Annotated in this window: 18 protein-coding genes and 1 tRNA gene; 8 read left to right on the top strand and 11 right to left on the bottom strand. The window is 71.3% G+C overall.

Going from position 1 to position 16,117, the window contains the following annotated elements:
- Positions 1–11 precede the first annotated feature (11 nt).
- The 4 genes from ASH01_RS04275 to ASH01_RS04260 form a co-directional block, all read right to left on the bottom strand.
- On the bottom strand, positions 12–1,205 hold the full coding sequence (locus ASH01_RS04275; protein WP_056772687.1) for a thiolase family protein: 1,194 nt from the start codon (positions 1,203–1,205) through the stop codon (positions 12–14).
- A 73-nt stretch (positions 1,206–1,278) separates the two neighbouring features.
- Positions 1,279–1,351, bottom strand: a tRNA-Lys gene (locus tag ASH01_RS04270).
- Between the two features lie 125 nt (positions 1,352–1,476).
- On the bottom strand, positions 1,477–2,103 hold the full coding sequence (locus tag ASH01_RS04265) for a hypothetical protein (protein WP_156415412.1): 627 nt from the start codon (positions 2,101–2,103) through the stop codon (positions 1,477–1,479).
- 122 nt (positions 2,104–2,225) lie between these two features.
- Positions 2,226–3,143, bottom strand: coding sequence for an LPXTG cell wall anchor domain-containing protein (locus tag ASH01_RS04260; RefSeq protein WP_156415410.1), 918 nt, complete (start codon positions 3,141–3,143; stop codon positions 2,226–2,228).
- A 155-nt stretch (positions 3,144–3,298) separates the two neighbouring features.
- Between ASH01_RS04260 and ASH01_RS04255 the strand changes: the two genes are divergently transcribed.
- On the top strand, positions 3,299–3,820 hold the full coding sequence (locus ASH01_RS04255; protein WP_056771710.1) for a YbhB/YbcL family Raf kinase inhibitor-like protein: 522 nt from the start codon (positions 3,299–3,301) through the stop codon (positions 3,818–3,820).
- 94 nt (positions 3,821–3,914) lie between these two features.
- Here ASH01_RS04255 and ASH01_RS04250 read toward each other — a convergent pair whose 3' ends face one another.
- Together ASH01_RS04250 and ASH01_RS04245 are read right to left on the bottom strand one after the other, a co-directional pair.
- Positions 3,915–4,703: a sigma-70 family RNA polymerase sigma factor gene (locus ASH01_RS04250; RefSeq protein WP_056771706.1), complete on the bottom strand. Its 789-nt coding sequence runs from the start codon at positions 4,701–4,703 to the stop codon at positions 3,915–3,917.
- A gap of 125 nt (positions 4,704–4,828) precedes the next feature.
- Positions 4,829–5,143 (bottom strand): pyridoxamine 5'-phosphate oxidase family protein, encoded by a 315-nt coding sequence (locus ASH01_RS04245; RefSeq protein ID WP_156415408.1) that lies wholly within the window; start codon positions 5,141–5,143, stop codon positions 4,829–4,831.
- Between the two features lie 84 nt (positions 5,144–5,227).
- Here ASH01_RS04245 and ASH01_RS04240 point away from each other — a divergent pair, with 84 nt between their 5' ends.
- From ASH01_RS04240 to ASH01_RS04230, 3 genes are read left to right on the top strand one after another with little or no spacing between them, the layout of a single operon-like run.
- A complete protein-coding gene (locus tag ASH01_RS04240; RefSeq protein WP_056771704.1) occupies positions 5,228–5,980 on the top strand; it encodes a (Fe-S)-binding protein in 753 nt (250 codons plus the stop codon).
- Entirely contained in the window at positions 5,977–7,467 is a 1,491-nt protein-coding gene (locus ASH01_RS04235) for a lactate utilization protein B (RefSeq protein WP_056771701.1), read from the top strand. The genes ASH01_RS04240 and ASH01_RS04235 overlap by 4 nt, the downstream gene beginning before the upstream one ends.
- Positions 7,464–8,084 (top strand): LutC/YkgG family protein, encoded by a 621-nt coding sequence (locus tag ASH01_RS04230; protein ID WP_056771699.1) that lies wholly within the window; start codon positions 7,464–7,466, stop codon positions 8,082–8,084. The genes ASH01_RS04235 and ASH01_RS04230 overlap by 4 nt, the downstream gene beginning before the upstream one ends.
- On the opposite strand, the gene ASH01_RS04225 is transcribed toward ASH01_RS04230, so the two are convergent.
- Positions 8,077–8,928: a hypothetical protein gene (locus tag ASH01_RS04225; RefSeq protein WP_235509521.1), complete on the bottom strand. Its 852-nt coding sequence runs from the start codon at positions 8,926–8,928 to the stop codon at positions 8,077–8,079. The genes ASH01_RS04230 and ASH01_RS04225 overlap by 8 nt on opposite strands.
- Before the next feature lie 52 nt (positions 8,929–8,980).
- On the opposite strand from ASH01_RS04225, the gene ASH01_RS04220 reads away from it, so the two are divergent.
- From ASH01_RS04220 to ASH01_RS04205, 4 genes are all read left to right on the top strand, one after another.
- Positions 8,981–9,592, top strand: coding sequence for a hypothetical protein (locus tag ASH01_RS04220; RefSeq protein WP_056771694.1), 612 nt, complete (start codon positions 8,981–8,983; stop codon positions 9,590–9,592).
- Between the two features lie 260 nt (positions 9,593–9,852).
- Positions 9,853–10,053: a hypothetical protein gene (locus tag ASH01_RS04215; RefSeq protein WP_056771692.1), complete on the top strand. Its 201-nt coding sequence runs from the start codon at positions 9,853–9,855 to the stop codon at positions 10,051–10,053.
- Between the two features lie 172 nt (positions 10,054–10,225).
- Positions 10,226–10,846 (top strand): DUF47 domain-containing protein, encoded by a 621-nt coding sequence (locus ASH01_RS04210; RefSeq protein ID WP_056771690.1) that lies wholly within the window; start codon positions 10,226–10,228, stop codon positions 10,844–10,846.
- Positions 10,847–10,853: 7 nt separating this feature from the next.
- Positions 10,854–11,858 (top strand): inorganic phosphate transporter, encoded by a 1,005-nt coding sequence (locus ASH01_RS04205; RefSeq protein WP_056771687.1) that lies wholly within the window; start codon positions 10,854–10,856, stop codon positions 11,856–11,858.
- Positions 11,859–11,971: 113 nt separating this feature from the next.
- On the opposite strand, the gene pstB is transcribed toward ASH01_RS04205, so the two are convergent.
- The 4 genes from pstB to pstS all read right to left on the bottom strand — a co-directional run bounded on the left by pstB (position 11,972) and on the right by pstS (position 15,972).
- Positions 11,972–12,748 (bottom strand): phosphate ABC transporter ATP-binding protein PstB, encoded by a 777-nt coding sequence (gene pstB / locus ASH01_RS04200; RefSeq protein ID WP_056771683.1) that lies wholly within the window; start codon positions 12,746–12,748, stop codon positions 11,972–11,974.
- A gap of 20 nt (positions 12,749–12,768) precedes the next feature.
- Complete coding sequence (gene pstA, locus ASH01_RS04195) at positions 12,769–13,734, bottom strand: phosphate ABC transporter permease PstA (RefSeq protein WP_056771680.1); 966 nt, start codon at positions 13,732–13,734, stop codon at positions 12,769–12,771.
- Complete coding sequence (gene pstC, locus ASH01_RS04190; protein WP_056771677.1) at positions 13,731–14,738, bottom strand: phosphate ABC transporter permease subunit PstC; 1,008 nt, start codon at positions 14,736–14,738, stop codon at positions 13,731–13,733. The genes pstA and pstC overlap by 4 nt, the downstream gene beginning before the upstream one ends.
- Before the next feature lie 112 nt (positions 14,739–14,850).
- Entirely contained in the window at positions 14,851–15,972 is a 1,122-nt protein-coding gene (gene pstS, locus ASH01_RS04185; protein ID WP_056771675.1) for a phosphate ABC transporter substrate-binding protein PstS, read from the bottom strand.
- Positions 15,973–16,117 lie beyond the last annotated feature (145 nt).

Genomic DNA, 16,117 nt, shown 5'->3' with positions numbered 1-16,117 from the left:
GCTGCGAGAGCTCAGGCGGTGACGTTCTCGAGGACGACGGCGAGTCCCTGACCGACGCCGATGCAGATGCACGCGACGCCCCAGCGACCCCCGGAGCGCTGCAGGTCGCGCGCCAGTGTGCCGAGGATGCGGCCGCCCGAGGCTCCCAGGGGGTGGCCGATGGCGATGGCCCCGCCGTGCCGGTTGACGATGTCGGGGTCGATGTCCCAGGCGTCGACGCAGGCGAGCGACTGCGCGGCGAAGGCCTCGTTGAGCTCGACGGCCGACACGTCGGCCCACGTGATGCCGGCACGGGAGAGGGCTCGCTCGGCGGCCTCGACGGGCGCGAAGCCGAAGTACTGCGGGTCGAGGGCGCTCGCGCCGCGACCGGCGATGCGTGCGATCGGGGCGAGCCCGAGGCGCTCCTGGGCGCCGGCACTACCGAGCAGCACCGCGGAGGCGCCGTCGTTGAGCGGCGAGGCGTTGCCGGCGGTGACGGTGCCACCCTCGGTGCGGAACGAGGTGCGCAGCCCGGCGAGGCGCTCGGCCGTCGTGTCGGCGCGGATCGACTCGTCGCGGGCGAGCTCGACACCGGGGACCGGCACGACGAGGTCGTCGTAGAAGCCCTCGGTCCACGCTCCGTCCGCGAGTCGGTGCGACCGCGCGGCGAACGCGTCCTGGCGCTCACGGGTCACGCCGTGCCGCTCGCGCAGCTGCTCGGTGGCCTCACCGAGCGACACCGTCCACTCCGACGGCATCCTCGGGTTGACGAGGCGCCAGCCGAGCGTCGTCGACGAGAGCTCGAGATTGCCCACGGGATAGGGCTTCTCGGTCTTCGGCATGACCCACGGTGCTCGCGTCATGGACTCGACGCCGCCGACGAGCACGACGTCGGCGTCACCCGTCTCGATCTGCCGCGATGCGATGATCGCCGCGTCGAGGCTCGAGCCGCAGAGGCGGTTGACCGTCGTGCCCGGGACGCTCGTCGGCAGGCCGGCGAGCAGGGTCGCCATGCGCGCGACGTTGCGGTTCTCCTCGCCGGCGCCGTTCGCGTTGCCGAAGACGACCTCGTCGACGAGACCGGCGTCGGCGGTGAGGCCGGGGGACCGGTCGACGACCGCGCGCACGACGAGCGCCCCGAGGTCGTCGGGGCGGGTCGCCGCGAGGGCGCCACCGAAGCGGCCGAACGGGGTGCGTACGGCGTCGTAGACGAACGCGTCGTTCACGGTCGTGACTTCCTGTCGGAGCGGACGGCACACAGGGGGCGCACGCCTGTCGTATGCCGTGGCGTCACGCTCGTGGGCCCCGTCGGGCTCGAACCGACGACCGGCGGATTAAAAGTCCGATGCTCTACCGACTGAGCTAGAGGCCCGTGGTCCGACTCGGCGCGTCCGCACCGTTCCGAACCCGCCGTCAGTATGCCCGACCGCCCGACCCCAGCCGAACCCGCGACCCGCCGAGGCGCGATCGTCCGGCCCGGGTGGTCGGGCGCGGGAGTCAGGTGTGGCGGCCGCGCACCCAGTCCTCGAGGGTCCCGTCGACGTGGTCGCGCATCACGAGGGACCACACGAGCACGGAGGCCGCGAACTCCCCGACGGGCGCGGCGGCGGCGACGTCGTCACGCAGGGCCGCGAAGCCGGGACCGTCGGCAGGCCGACGGAAGCGCAGGCGCGGGGAGTCGAGCACCACCGCGCGGGCGCTCTCGGGGAGGCTCTCGACGGTGGCCGGTCGGGCCGCGGCCACGGCGCGTCGCGCGCGGATCGCCCTCACCCGGAGCAGGCCGCCGATCGTCACGCCGACGGCGGCGGCGGCCAGAACGACCGCCAGACCCAGCCCGAGGTCGGACTCGCCGACCGGCCAGCGCCACGCCACGACGGCGGCCCCGGCCGCGAGCCCGAGCGCGACCGCGAAGGGCCAGGCGAGGCGCCCCCAGGCCGCGTCCCGCTCGAGCCGCTCCTGCTCGTAGTACCGCGAGGCCCACTCGCGCACGGCGAAGACCGGGAAGCCGGACGCGGCCTGCGGCGCCGCCTCGCCCGCGGACGGCGGAGTCGTCGGCCCCGTCATCCGGTGCGTGGGCCCACGTCGCACCGCGTCGGTGCTGTGCGCTTCTCGTTGCTCGCGCATCGGACCCCTGTCTGCTTTGTCACGATTCGTGACCTTCAGCGTAACGAGGGATCGCGTCGGACGTGGGACCTCCACGCCGGGCCGGCTCCGCGACTCCGTGGCGCCAGCGCCGTCGGAGCGCGTCAGGCGCCGGTGTCGGGCCGGTCCGGTCCCGCTGCGGCGGCCGGACTCTCGACGGGGCCGAGGGTTGCCCGCAGCTCGCGTCTGGCGGAGTCGATGTTGGCGCGACGGGCCCGGAACTGGTCGGGGTCGGCGGTGGGGGCGGTCGCGAGGTCGGCGCCGACGGCCTCCACGAGGCCCCGCAGGAGCCCCCGGATGTCGGTGGCTCGTTCGGCGCGGGCTCCGTCCGGCGCCTCCGTGGCCAGGGTGTGGAAGGCTTCGTCGATCTCCAGCAGTCGGGGCTGGGCGGCCGTCCAGATCGGCAGCGCCTCGGCGGCACTCCGCCGCTCGAGGACCTGGGTGGTGAGCGAGTCCTCGACCCAGGACGCCTCCTTCTCCGCGGCAGCCAGTCGGTCGTCCCAGGCCTGGAGCTCCGCCTGTGCCTGGCGCCGCCGGATCAGGAACCAGGCGAGGGCGCCGAGCAGGAGGAGCAGCAGCAGCCACGGCCACCAGGTCGTCCCCTGCTCCGAGGTGGGCGCCGCCGGCGCGGCCTCGGTCGGGGTCGGCGTGGGGGACTCGCTCTCCGACGGTGTCTCGGTCACCGTGGCCGTCTCGGTCCGGGTCACCGTGGCCGTCTGGGTCCTCGTCTCCGTCTGCGTCTGGGTCTGGGTCTGGGTCTGAGTCTGCGTCTGGGTCACGGTCTGGGTCTCGGCCGGGACGGTCCGGGTCGGCAGCTCCGGGAGCGTGACGGCCGGCGCGCTGGAGGTCGGCGCTTCTGCCGGCGCGCTGGCCGCCGGCTCGCTCGCGGAGGGCAGCGCCGAGCGGCTGATGCTCGGCAGCGTCGTCGGCAGGGTCACCGACCCGCTGCCGGAGCACGCGGCGAGAACCGCGATCACGACGAGGGTGGCCAACGCGCTGACCAGGGCAGGAATGCGTCTCATGGCCGATTGTCCGCGCACGACCTATGGCGCGGGCGTCACCCGCGCGGGGTGAGATGGCGCCAGCCCGCGGCGGTCACGGGTGCGCGCTCCGAACGGGACGGCATACGGACTCGGTGGGTATGGTGCAGACGTCAACGACTGAGCAGGAGGACCGCATGAGCCTGGACCGACCGGTCGCCCCGAACCCGTACGACCTGCTGCCGCAGGTGCCCTCCTTCACGGTGACGAGCACCGACGTCGCCGACGGGCAGCCCCTCGAGGATGAGCAGGTGGCCGCCGAGGGCAACACGTCCCCGCAGCTGTCGTGGAGCGGTGCGCCGGAAGGGACGCAGAGCTACGTCGTGACGTGCTTCGACCCCGATGCCCCCACCCCGTCGGGCTTCTGGCACTGGGTGCTGGTCGACGTGCCCGCCGACGTCACCTCGCTCGACACGGGTGCGGCGTCGGCAGCCTTGCCGGGCAAGGCATTCCACGTGCGCAACGACGGTGGTGAGGCGGCCTTCATGGGCGCAGCCCCGCCCGAGGGAGACATGCCGCACCGCTACTTCTTCGTCGTCCACGCCGTCTCGGAGCCCACGCTCGGCGTCGACGACTCGGCGTCACCGGCCGTCGTCTCGTTCAACCTCGCCTTCAAGACGCTCGCCCGAGCCGTCATCCACGGCACCTACCAGCACTGACGCCCAGCGGCGCCGGACGACGGCGCAGCCCGCACCGCCGTCGTCTGCGGTGCGGGCTGCGTGCTGCGTACTCCCGGACCGGGAGGTCCGCCCGTCAGGCGCTCATGAGCTCTGCCGACTCGAGGTGGCCGCGCAGCTCGGCGAGGACCCGACGCAGCAGCCGGCTCACCTGCATGGCGCTGAGGCCCATGGTCTGGGCGATCTCGGCCTGCGTCATGTCGTGGGCGAAGCGCAGCTCGACGATCTCCTGGTCGCGCGGGGGCAGCCGCTTGAGCGCTGTCCGAACGACGATCCCGTCGTCAAGGCTCGGGTCCGAGTGGTGCTCCGCGCGGGCGTCGACGAGGTCGAGAACCGGACGGCCGCCCTCGGTCGTGGTGGCGTCGAGCGAGGCCGGCCGAAGGTTTGTCGAGGCGACCTGCGCCTCCTTGACCTGCTCGAGGGTCAGCTCGAGAGCCGTGGCGAGGTCGTCCTGGGTGGGCTCGTGGCCGAGCGTCTGCTCGAGGCGCGTGCGGGCGTCGGTGACGAGCTGGCGCCGCTCCTGCAGGCCGCGCGGGGGCCGGACGAGCCAGCCGTGGTCGCGGAAGTGGCGGCGCAGCTCACCGGTGATGGTGGGCGTCGCGTAGGCGCCGAACTCGGTCGCCTGGGAGAGGTCGAAACGCTGGATCGCCTTGAGCAGAGCGAGGAATGCGACCTGTTCGAGATCATCCCGGTCGAGGCCCTTCCCGGCGTAGCGGTGGGCGAGGGACCGGGCCAGTGGCATGTGCAGCCGGGTCACCGTCTCGAGGGCCTGCGCCTTCTCGGTCTCGGAGTGCGAGGTGCGGACGGTGGTGATGAGGTCACGGGTGCGGGCGTCCTTGCGGGGACCGCGCGAAGGGTCGGTCATGTCTGCTCCATCCAGGGATGTGGGTGGCGGCGCTTGCTTGACCGACGTGAGGAACCTTAGACAAAGTCTCAACATTGCACAAGGGCTGAACAGATCAGCCCGGCCGGACCGGGCGGGGCAGACCCTCAGGCGGGGCGGTGGAGCACGGCTCCCTCGGGCGTCACGACGAGCTCTCCGTCCCCGATCTCGGCGACCGTGCCGTCGACGAGGAGCGACCGGTCGCCGGCCTCCCGCGGCGGGAAGACGAACGTGACGCCGCGGTGCTCGCCGACGAGGCGCGTGGCCGTCGAGCCGATGCGGTCGACGAGCAGACGGTCGCCGTCGAGACGTGGCCGCACCCCGAGCACGTGCGGCCGCTCCTCGCCGAGACACACGAGGAACGCGTAGTCGTGGTGCCCCATTGCCTCGCCCAGCTCCGACAGCTCCACCTTGACGCTCATGACGACCTCCACCGTCCGGGTCCGCGCCCAGGTGGCGCGGACGACTCACCTCATCGTCCACCTGCGCTGTGCGAGGGTGTGGGTATGCGTGTGGCGTTGATGGTGACCTGCCTCAACGACGCGATGTTCCCGGACGCCGGCAAGGCCGTCGTCACGCTGCTGCGCCGGCTGGGCGTCGACGTCGAGTTCCCCGCGGCCCAGACCTGTTGCGGCCAGCCGATGGTCAACACGGGCTACCTCGACGAGGCCGTCCCGGTCGTGCGCACCTTCGTACGGGCGTTCGAGGGCTACGACGCGATCGTCACGCCGTCCGGGTCCTGCGCCGGTTCTGCCCGCCACCAGCACTCCATCGTCGCGCGCCGTTCGGGCGACGAGGGCCTCGTGGCCGCCGTCGCCGAGATCTCGCCGCGGGTGCGTGAGCTGTCCGAGTTCCTCGTCGACGACCTCGGGGTGGACGACGTCGGCGCCTCCTTCCCGCACTCCGTCACGTACCACCCGACGTGCCACTCGCTGCGGATGCTCGGCGTCGGTGACCGCCCCGAGCGGTTGCTGCGCGCGGTGCGCGGCCTCCGACTCCTCGACCTCCCGCGGGCCGAGGAGTGCTGCGGCTTCGGAGGCACCTTCGCGCTCAAGAACGCCGACACCTCCGTCGCCATGGGCGCCGACAAGGCTCGGCACGTGCGTGAGTCGGGAGCCGAGGTCCTCGTCGCCGGCGACAGCTCGTGCCTCATGCACATCGGTGGCCTGCTGACGCGGCAACGAGCCGGGGTCCGCGTCATGCACCTCGCCGAGGTGCTCGCCTCGACGGAGGGCGCGACGCACGGGGGCGCCCGATGAGCCGCACCTTCGTCGGTATGCCGCCGTTCCCGACCGCCGCTCGCGCCGCCCTCGCCAACACGCAGCTGCGGGCCAACCTCGCCCATGCGACGACGACGATCCGGGCCAAGCGCGCGGCCGTCGTCGCCGAGGTCGACGACTGGGAGGCGCTGCGCCTCCGGGCCGCCGCGATCAAGGACGACGTCCTGCTCCACCTCGACGAGCACCTCGTCCGGCTCGAGGAGTCCCTCACCGCACGAGGCGCCATCGTGCACTGGGCACGCACCGCCGAGGAGGCGTCCGAGGTCGTGGCGCAGGTCGCCCGGGCCCACGGGGTCGACGAGGTCGTCAAGGTCAAGTCGATGGCGACGCAGGAGGTCGAGCTCAACGAGTACCTTGCGGCACAAGGGATCTCGGCGTGGGAGACCGACCTCGCCGAGCTCATCGTCCAGCTGGGCGACGACCTCCCGAGCCACATCCTCGTGCCCGCCATCCACCGCAACCGAGCCGAGATCCGCGCCGTCTTCGAGCGCGAGATGGGCCGCGTCGGCCGGGCCGCCCCTGCTGACCTCACCGACGACCCGGCCCGCCTGGCCGAGGCGGCCCGCCTGCACCTGCGCGAGAGGTTCCTCCGCGCGAAGGTCGGCGTCAGCGGCGCCAACTTCGCCGTCGCCGACTCGGGCACCCTCGTCGTCGTCGAGTCCGAGGGCAACGGCCGCATGTGCCTGACCCTCCCCGAGGTGCTCGTGTCGGTCGTCGGCATCGAGAAGGTCGTCCCCACGTGGACCGACCTCGACGTCTTCCTCACCCTGCTGCCGCGCTCGTCGACGGGGGAGCGGATGAACCCCTACACCTCGACGTGGTCCGGGGTGACGCCCGGCGACGGGCCGCAGGAGGTCCACGTCGTCCTCCTCGACAACGGCCGCACGCGCGCGCTCGCCGACGAGGTCGGCCGCCAGGCGCTGCGCTGCATCCGGTGCTCCGCCTGCCTCAACGTGTGCCCTGTCTACGAGCGCACCGGCGGCCATGCCTACGGCTCCGTCTACCCCGGCCCCATCGGCGCCATCCTCAACCCGCTCCTCAAGGGTGTCGGCCACGACGACCAGACCGACTCCCTGCCGTATGCCTCGTCGCTCTGCGGTGCGTGCTTCGAGGCGTGCCCCGTGCGGATCGACATCCCCAGCGTCCTCGTCGACCTGCGCGCCCAGGTCGTCGACGCCCACCGGTCGGGGGTCCCCAAGCCCGAAGCCCTTGCCATGCGCGCGGCCGCCGCAACCTTCGGGTCCGGGGAGCGTCTCGCCGCAGCCGAGCGTGCCTCGGGCCTGGCCGGTCGAGCCCACGACGCGATCTCGCGGATCGCTCGTCGTGACAGGCGCGCCGGTGGCCGACGGCTCCTCGGTCGCCTGCCCGGCCCCGGCGCCGCATGGACCGACGCGCGCGACCTGCCCGCGCCGCCCGCGGAGTCGTTCCGCGCCTGGTGGAAGCGCACCGACGGCGGCACGCGGTGAGCGCCCGCGACGAGATCCTCGGTGCGGTCCGCGACGCCATCGCGTCGGCGCGGCGTCCCGTCGACGTCCCGGCGCTCGACCGGCCCGAGCGCGACGGTGACGTCGACCTCTTCGCCGAGCGGGTGGCCGACTATCGCGCCACCGTCGTGCGGTGCGGCCCGGACGGTGTCGACGCCGCCATCGAGGCAGCCCTTCCCGAGGGCGCCACCGTCGTCGTCCCCGACGGGATGCCGTATGCCGTCCCCGGCGCGGTCCCGGACGCGGCCCTCAGCGCGGCGGACCTCGACGCGACGACGGCCGTGGTCACCACGGCGACCGTCGCGATCGCGACGACGGGGACGATCGTCCTCTCGCACGGGCCGGGGGAGGGGCGGCGGGTGCTGACGCTGGTGCCCGACCTCCACGTCTGTGTCGTCCGCGCCGACCAGGTCGTCGACGACGTCCCGGCCGCCTTCAGGCGACTCGACCCGTCACGCCCGACGACGTGGATCAGCGGGCCCTCGGCGACGAGCGACATCGAGCTGAGCCGCGTCGAGGGCGTCCATGGCCCGCGCACCCTCCACGTCGTCCTCGTCAGCGGGGCGGACGGCATGCTCCCGGCTGACGGTGTCAGCTGACGCGGGTCAGCTTGTAGTGCAGGCGAACCGCGGTGGCCGACCACATCCTCAGCTCGTGGTCGGTGCGGAGAACGCCCTCGCCGTCGACGTAGACGCGGAAGCGCTCGTGGACGGGCGCCCGCGAGGCGTGGGCGCGGCGGTCGTCGGTGACCACGACGTACGCGCCGTCGCTGCCGAACGGCCCCGGGGGCGAGTCGAGCTGCAGCGACCCGTCCGGGAGGGCCGTGGGGCGCAGGAACACCTGCACGTTGCCGGCCTCGAGCGGGAAGGTCACGTGGACGCTCGGGCGGTCGGCGCCCGGCAGCACCCGGCTCGCGTAGCACCCGCTGTAGACGTACTCGCCGGTCGAGCGCAACGAGCGGATCCAGCCGGCGGCCCGCTGCCGACCGCTGTCGTCGGAGATGACGGCGACCCGGCTGTCCATCCCGTGGGCGACGTCGAGGGGGCGCATGGGCAGCGCCAGCTGCTGGACGCGTCGACCGAAGAAGCGCGACACGAGCTCGCCGCCGGGCTGGAAGGCCGCGGTCCACTGCGTCCACACCTCCATCCGCCAGCGCGACGTGTGCTCGTAGAAGTCGCGGACGTCGGGATGCAGGGCTGCGGCGCGGAAGCCCGGCCCGTCGAGCACGCCCAGGTCGGGGAGCAGGCCGGCGCCGTCGACGTCCTCGCGCACCTCGCCGCCCCACCGTGCCGCGGCGCTCGCCAGCCACGCGTCGCCGACGACGGCACCGTCGTGGACCGGCGCGTCCAGCCAGGCCTGCGCGCCCGCTAGCTCGACGGGCCGACCCGTCGTGCGCCAGAACGTGCGGGTGACGCGGTCGAGGCGCGGCATGAGGGAGCTCACGAGCGCAGCGTGCCAGACCGGCGCCGTGGGTGCCGGGGGTTAGCCTGCTGGGATGAGTGAGAGCGACCACCGCGCCCCCAGGCGGCCCGCCTTCTTCAGCGAGGCGGCCCTCGAGGCGCACGGTCCTGCCTACGACCCCACCGAGCAGATCCACGTCGCCCACGAGACGGCCCTCGCGCTCGTCCACGCCGGACGCGCGGCGTCCGACCCCGCCGTGACGCAGAAGCTCGTCGCACTCGTCGACGACATCGGCCTGTCGACGCTCGCCGAGCTGTGGTCCCAGCGCCCGGCCCGCTCCCTCCCGGGCGCGCTGTGGCGCCTCTACGTGCTCCGTGAATGGGTGCAGCGGGCGCCCGACGAGGCGAGCCGGGAGTACGCCGCCGGCATCCGTTTCACCGGCCCCAACCACGCCGTGGCCGGTGCCGCCGAGCCCCCCGGACCCCAGGAGATGGGTCGCGTCATCGACGAGGTGCTGCGCGGCGTCTTCGAGGGCGACCTCGCCGTCGCACTCGAGCGGGCCTCGGCGTTCTGCCGCGTCGTCTCCGCCGGTCGCGCCGACATCTCGTCGGGCGACGAGTCCGCCGAGCAGGCGGCCAACGTCCTCGTCATGGCCGAGGACCTCACCGTCTGCGCTCGCCTGTGGCGCGCCGACGCGCTCGACTGAGCCGGCGACCGACGGGTCTTGCGCCCGCACCTCTTTGGTGATCCGTTCGGGCGGCTTTATCCTTGACGCGCGTCGGGTCGCGGTAGCCCCGGGTCCCAAATTCAGCCGCTACGAGCGGCCCTGTGCCGAGAGGCGCTCCCGACCCGACGCAACCTCCTCGCCCGAGCACGCTCGGCGTCGGTCCACCGCAAGGGGTCACGCCCCCATCTCGTTTGGGCCTTCGCCCCACCGACCACCAGGCAGACGCCTAGATTGGACCCATGACGCCCGAGGAGGAGCGGTCCGGTGACCTGCTCGATGTCGCACTCGCCGACGAGATCGAGCTCGTGAGCGACCTCGTGGTGGCTGCATCCTCCAGCCCGCGTCACTTCACTCTCGACGAGGTCGACGAGCTCCTCGGCATCCCGGGTGACGTCTCCGGCACCCCGTCGGACGTCCCGCCGACGCCGCCGGGGGAGTGACCCGTTCCCGTCCGCACGCACGACCGGATGCTGCGGCATGCTCCCGGCTCGTCGCCCCGGCCGCAGCCAGGCAGGTCCGGATGAACACCGGATCGACGCCGGGTTGCGCCGGAGTGACTTCTACGCCGTAGCATCTTCCCCGGACCAGACCTCGATCGACCGGAGCGCCCCCGTGGGTTTTCGCCTCACACCCCAGGACACGAGCTTTTTCTCCCTCTTCACCTCTTCCGCCCAACTCCTCGTCGAGGCGACCCGGGAGCTGACCCGCTTCCTCGAGGTGGAGCCCGCCAAGCGGCAGGCGGTGGCTGACCGACTCAAGGACCTCGAGCACGCAGCCGACGACGCGACGCACGAGCTCATCAACAAGGTCAACAGCTCGTTCATCACGCCCTTCGACCGCGAGGACATCCACAACCTCGCCGCGTCGCTCGACGACTGCATGGACTACATCGAGGAGACCGCCGACCTCATCGTGCTCTACCGCATGGGTGAGATCCCCGAGGGTCTTGCCGAGCAGTTCGAGATCCTGGCCCGCATGGCCGAGGTGACCGCCGAGGCGATGCCGCGCCTGCGCTCGATGAAGGACCTCAAGAGCTACTGGATCGAGATCAACCGTCTCGAGAACCAGGCCGACTCCCTCCACCGCAAGATGGTGGCCGCCCTCTTCAACAACTCGCCCGACCCGGTCAACGTGATCAAGGTCAAGGCCATCGTCGACGGCTTCGAGAACGCCGCCGACGCGTTCGAGAAGGTCGCCCACGTGGTCGAGGGCATCGCGGTCAAGGAGTCCTGACCCGCTGATGGACACCACCATCCCCGTCCTCGGGGTCGCTGCGGTCATCGCACTGGCCATGGGCTTCAATTACACCAACGGCTTCCACGACGCCGCCAACGCGATCGCGACCTCGGTCTCGACCCGGGCCCTGACGCCTCGCGTGGCGCTTGCCATGGCCGCCATCGCCAACCTCTTCGGGGCCTTCTTCGGCTCCAAGGTGGCGGCAACCATCGGCTCGGGCATCATCGAGCAGCCCGAGGGCGTCGACGGGCTCTGGCTCGTCGCCGCAGCCCTCATCGGCGCCATCGGCTGGAACCTGCTGACCTGGTGGTTCGGCCTACCCTCGTCCTCGTCGCACGCCCTCATCGGCGGTCTCGCCGGCGCCGCGCTCGTGGCCGGCGTCGCCGTGAAGTGGGCCGTCATCTGGGAGAAGGTCATCATCCCGATGATCGCCTCACCACTCATCGGGCTCGTCGTCGGCTACCTCTTCATGACGGCCATCTTCTGGATCTTCCGCAACGCCAACCCGGGCCGGGTCACGCGCGGCTTCCGCCTGGCGCAGACCGCGTCCGCTGCCGCGATGGCCTTCGGCCACGGCCTCCAGGACGCCGCCAAGACCGCCGGTGTCGTGCTGCTCGCCCTCAACATCTCCGGCTACCACAACAGCACCACCGTCCCGATCTGGGTCCTCGTGCTGTCGGCCCTCGTGATCTCCGCGGGCACGTATGCCGGTGGCTGGCGCATCATGCGCACGCTGGGGCGGCGCATCATCGACCTCACGCCGCCCCAGGGGTTCGCGGCCGAGACGACGGCGGCCTCGATCCTCTACGTCGCGGGTCTCGCACTCGGTGCCCCGATCTCGACGACGCACACGATCACCTCGGCGATCATGGGCGTCGGAGCGACCAAGCGGCTCTCGGCCGTGCGGTGGAGCGTGGCCGGCAACATCGTCGGCGCGTGGGTGCTCACCTTCCCGGGCGCCGGTCTCGTCGCCGTCCTCGCCTGGTACGCCAGCTCGATCTTCCGCTGACCGCCGCGCGCGACCGCGCCCACGGCATACGACAGTGCCCACCTGACCTCGACGGTCAGGTGGGCACTGTCGTGCGTGGAGCGGTCCGCCAAACGGGCCGGTGGTCCCGCGGCTCAGCCGAAGCGGCCGGAGATGTAGTCCTCGGTGGCCTGCTCGGTCGGGTTGTTGAAGATCCGCGTCGTGTCGTCGATCTCGACGAGCCGACCCGGCTCCCCGGTGGCCTTGAGGTTGAAGAAGGCCGTGCGGTCGGACACGCGCGCCGCCTGCTGCATGTTGTGCGTGACGATGACGATCGTGTAGTCGTTCTTCAGCTCGTTGACGAGGTCCTCGATGGCGAGCGTCGAGATCGGGTCGAGGGCCGAGCACGGCTCGTCCATGAGGAGCACCTGCGGCTGCACGGCGATCGCCCGGGCGATGCACAGGCGCTGCTGCTGGCCACCGGAGAGGCCGGCACCCGGCTTGCTCAGGCGGTCCTTGACCTCGGTCCAGAGGTTCGCTCCCTTGAGCGACTGCTCGACGATGCCGTCGAGGGTCTTCTTGTTCTTGACACCGTTGAGCCGCAGGCCCGCCGCGACGTTGTCGTAGATCGACATCGTCGGGAAGGGGTTCGGCCGCTGGAAGACCATGCCGACCGTGCGCCGCACGGTCACGGGGTCCATCGAGCTGGCGTAGAGGTCCTGGTCGTCGAGCATGACCTTGCCCTCGACGCGACCGCCGGGGATCACCTCGTGCATCCGGTTGAGGGTGCGCAGGAAGGTCGACTTGCCGCAGCCGGACGGCCCGATGAAGGCCGTGACGGAACGGGGCTCGACCGTCATCGAGACGCCCTCGACGGCCTTGAAGGAGCCGTAGTAGACGTTGAGATCGGTGACGTCGATTCGCTTAGCCATCGTTCAGATATCGCTTTCTCTTACTTCTTGACGGCGCCGAAGTGCGCAATGACACGGCCGATGACGTTGAGGAGCAGGACGAGCAGGATGAGCGTGAGGGCCGCGCCCCACATCCGCTCGGCTGCGGTCGCGAGCGCGAAGTCGCCACGGTCCTGGTTGATCATCATCGGCAGCGTCGGGAAGTTGCCGTTGAACAGGTCGCGCTGGAAGTTCTTCGTGTACGGGGCGAGGATCAGCAGTGGCGCCGTCTCGCCCATGACGCGGGCGATGCCGAGGAGCACTCCGGTGACGATGCCGGAGAACGCCGTGCGCAGCACGATCTTGACGACCGTGGCCCACTTGGGCACGCCGAGGGCGTACGCCGCCTCCCGCAGCTCGTTGGGCACGAGCTTGAGCATCTCCTCGGTGGACCGCACGATGACCGGGATCATGAGCAGCACGAGCGCGAGCGCGGCGGCGAACCCCGAGCGGCTGAAGCCGAAGGCGGTCACCCACACGGCGTAGATGAACAGCGCCGCGACGATGGACGGGACGCCCGAGAGGATGTCGACCGTGAAGCTGATCGCCTTGGCGAGGCGCCCGCGGCCGTACTCGACGAGGTAGACGGCGGTGAGGATGCCGATGGGCACGGCGATGAGGGCGGTGAAGCCGACCATCTGGAGGGTGCCCTCGATCGCGTGCCGCGCTCCGCCACCGAAGTCGTCGGAGTTGATGTTGCGCTGGTTGCCGGTCCACCACGTCGCCGTCGTGAGCATGTGGAAGCCCTTGGCGACGACCGTGCCGAGGATCCACACGAGCGGGACCATGGCGAGGAAGAAGGCGGCCCACATGACGACCTTGGCGACGACGTCCTTGACGGCGCGAGCCCGGTGGGGGTTGCTCATCTCGGACAGGGCCTCCCGGCCCGAACGGCCGCCGGGTGGCGTCGACGTCTCCCCGGGGACGACCTGGTCGTCGGGGACGCGGCGGTCGGTGGCGGTGCTCATTCGGTGAAGGCCTTCCTGCGCTCGATGACCACGCGGGCGATGCTGTTGACGACGAAGGTCAGCACGAAGAGGACGAGCCCGGCGGCGATGTAGGCACCGGTCTTGTTCGGGTTGCTGAACTCAGAGGCGTTGTTCGCGATCTTCGACGCGAAGGTCTCGCCGCCGTTGAAGAGCGACCACGACCACGGGTTGCCGTCGGCGAGGGCCGACACGAGGAACGTGACGGCGATCGTCTCGCCGAGGGCTCGGCCCAGGGCCAGCATCGACGCGGAGATGACGCCGGGTCGGCCGAAGGGCAGCACGGCTGTGCGGATCATCTCCCACTGGGTCGCGCCCAGCGCGAGAGCGCCCTCCTTGTGGGCCGTCGGCGTCTGGTCGAAGACCTCGCGCGAGAGCGCCGTGACGATGGGCAGGACCATGATGGCGAGGACGACGCCGATGAAGCAGATGGTCCCGCCGCTGATGCCGGTCGGCGCGAAGAGCGGGAACCAGCCGAGCTTGTCCTGGATGAACGACTGCACCGGCTTGAACACGGGCGCGAAGGCGATGAGGCCCCAGAGGCCGTAGACGATCGAGGGCACGGCGGCGAGCAGGTCGACGAGGCCCGCTGCGGGCCTCCGCATCCACGACGGGGCGTACTGCGTGAGGAAGAGCGCGACCGCGACGCCGACGGGGACCGACAGCGCCATGGCGATCGTCGACGCGGTCACCGTCGTCCAGAGGAACTCGAGGATGCCGAACGCGGGCTGCTCACCACCCGGCGCCCAGACGCGGCTCGTGAAGAAGTTCGCCGAGTTGTCCATCAGCGCAGGCACGGCCTGGACGATGAGGAAGATCGCGATGAGGGACACGAGGACGATGACGAGGACGCCGGAGACGGTGGCGGCTCCGCCGAAGAGCCGGTCGCCGACGCGACCGGTGGAGGCCTGGTCCGCCTGCATGGGTCGGCGCCCGTCGGGCCCGGGAGTCTGGTCCGCGGCGGACACACCCGTCACTGTCGACACGTGGAGGCCTCTTCCTTCGGTTGCGGGGCACTGGCACAGGGGCGGGCGCCGAGTGTGGCGCCCACCCCTGCGTGGACGACCCTGCCGGATCGCTCCGGCCGGGTCAGGCGGTTCAGGAGATCGCGTCGACCGCGGCCTGGACCTTGGTCGCGACCTCGGTCGGCAGCGGGGCGTAGCCCTTGGCCTCGAGGCCCTTCTGGACCTCGTCCGAGGCGAAGGTCTTGAGGAAGCTCTTGACCTTCTTGCCCGTCTCGGCGTCGGCGTACTTCGAGCAGACGATCTCGTAGGTCACGAGGACGATCGGGTAGGCCCCGGCCTCCTTCGTGGCGTAGTCGATCTTGAGTGCGAGGTTGTTGCCCATGCCCGTCTGCTTGGCCGTGGCGATCGTCTTGCCGGCCGACTCGGCGGTCAGCTCGACGGGACCGGAACCCGTGTCGATCTGGGCCATGGGGAGCTGGTTCTGCTGGGCGTAGGAGAGCTCGACGTAGGTGATGCCGCCGTCCTGGCCCTTCGTCGCGGTGGCGACGCCGGCCGACTTCTCCTTGCCCTCGCCCTTGCCGGTCCACTTCTTGCCGGTCTCGTAGGACCAGGCGTCGGGAGCGGCGGCCTTGAGGTACTTCGTGAAGTTCTCGGTCGTGCCCGACTCGTCGGAGCGGAAGAAGACCTTGATCGGCGTCGCGGGAAGCGTGACGCCCTTGTTGAGCGCGGCGATGGCCGGGTCGTTCCAGGTCGTGATCTTGCCGTCGAAGATCTTCGCGGCCACCTCGGCGTTGAGCACGAGCTTGTCGACGCCCTTGACGTTGTAGGCGATCGCGATGGGGCCGGTGACCATGGGCAGGTTCCAGGCCTCGGTGCCGCAGGACGCCTTGGCGTCGTCGGCCTCGATCTTGCCGTCCTTGGGCTCGGTCTTGAGCGCCGAGTCGGACCCGGCGAAGTCGACCTGCTTGGCGATGAACTGCTTGATGCCGGCACCGGAGCCGGTGGGCTGGTAGTCGATGTTGGCGTCGGCGCAGGCCGTCTGGTACGCCTTGATGGCCTCGTCGATGGCGTTCTTCTGGGCCGAGGAGCCCTCGGCCTTGAGGTCGCCGCTGAAGCAGTCGCCGGCGGCGGTCGAGCCAGCAGCGGTCGAGCCGGCACCGGGGGTGGCGCCGTTGTTCTCGGACGCGCAGGCCGAGAGCGCAAGAGCGCCGGACAGGGCGATGGCGCCGAGAGCGCTGATACGCGAAACAGACACGAGTGTGATCCCTCTCGATGGGGTGTACCTGGTGGTCGTTCGGTCAGATCCGAGCGACGTTGCTGGACGTTGATCCACCGCGAACATAGGTGGGCCGGATGACGAGTCGTCCACGTGCGGTTAACGCAGGGTGAACGCGGGGCGA

It is taken from the genome of Terrabacter sp. Soil811 (assembly GCF_001429655.1).
Classification (GTDB): domain Bacteria; phylum Actinomycetota; class Actinomycetes; order Actinomycetales; family Dermatophilaceae; genus Terrabacter.
The sequence above is the reverse complement of the archived record's forward strand: the minus strand, read 5'-3'. Positions and strand labels throughout refer to the sequence as shown.

Bases quoted from the DNA above. Each gene is read 5' to 3' on its own strand.
- ASH01_RS04265 (WP_156415412.1), bottom strand. From the start codon at position 2,103: ATGCGCGAGCAACGAGAAGCGCACAGCACCGACGCGGTGCGACGTGGG.
- ASH01_RS04260 (WP_156415410.1), bottom strand. From the start codon at position 3,143: ATGAGACGCATTCCTGCCCTGGTCAGCGCGTTGGCCACCCTCGTCGTG.
- ASH01_RS04255 (WP_056771710.1), top strand. From the start codon at position 3,299: ATGAGCCTGGACCGACCGGTCGCCCCGAACCCGTACGACCTGCTGCCG.
- ASH01_RS04250 (WP_056771706.1), bottom strand. From the start codon at position 4,703: ATGACCGACCCTTCGCGCGGTCCCCGCAAGGACGCCCGCACCCGTGAC.
- ASH01_RS04245 (WP_156415408.1), bottom strand. From the start codon at position 5,143: ATGAGCGTCAAGGTGGAGCTGTCGGAGCTGGGCGAGGCAATGGGGCAC.
- ASH01_RS04240 (WP_056771704.1), top strand. From the start codon at position 5,228: ATGCGTGTGGCGTTGATGGTGACCTGCCTCAACGACGCGATGTTCCCG.
- ASH01_RS04235 (WP_056771701.1), top strand. From the start codon at position 5,977: ATGAGCCGCACCTTCGTCGGTATGCCGCCGTTCCCGACCGCCGCTCGC.
- ASH01_RS04220 (WP_056771694.1), top strand. From the start codon at position 8,981: ATGAGTGAGAGCGACCACCGCGCCCCCAGGCGGCCCGCCTTCTTCAGC.
- ASH01_RS04215 (WP_056771692.1), top strand. From the start codon at position 9,853: ATGACGCCCGAGGAGGAGCGGTCCGGTGACCTGCTCGATGTCGCACTC.
- ASH01_RS04205 (WP_056771687.1), top strand. From the start codon at position 10,854: ATGGACACCACCATCCCCGTCCTCGGGGTCGCTGCGGTCATCGCACTG.
- pstB (WP_056771683.1), bottom strand. From the start codon at position 12,748: ATGGCTAAGCGAATCGACGTCACCGATCTCAACGTCTACTACGGCTCC.
- pstA (WP_056771680.1), bottom strand. From the start codon at position 13,734: ATGAGCACCGCCACCGACCGCCGCGTCCCCGACGACCAGGTCGTCCCC.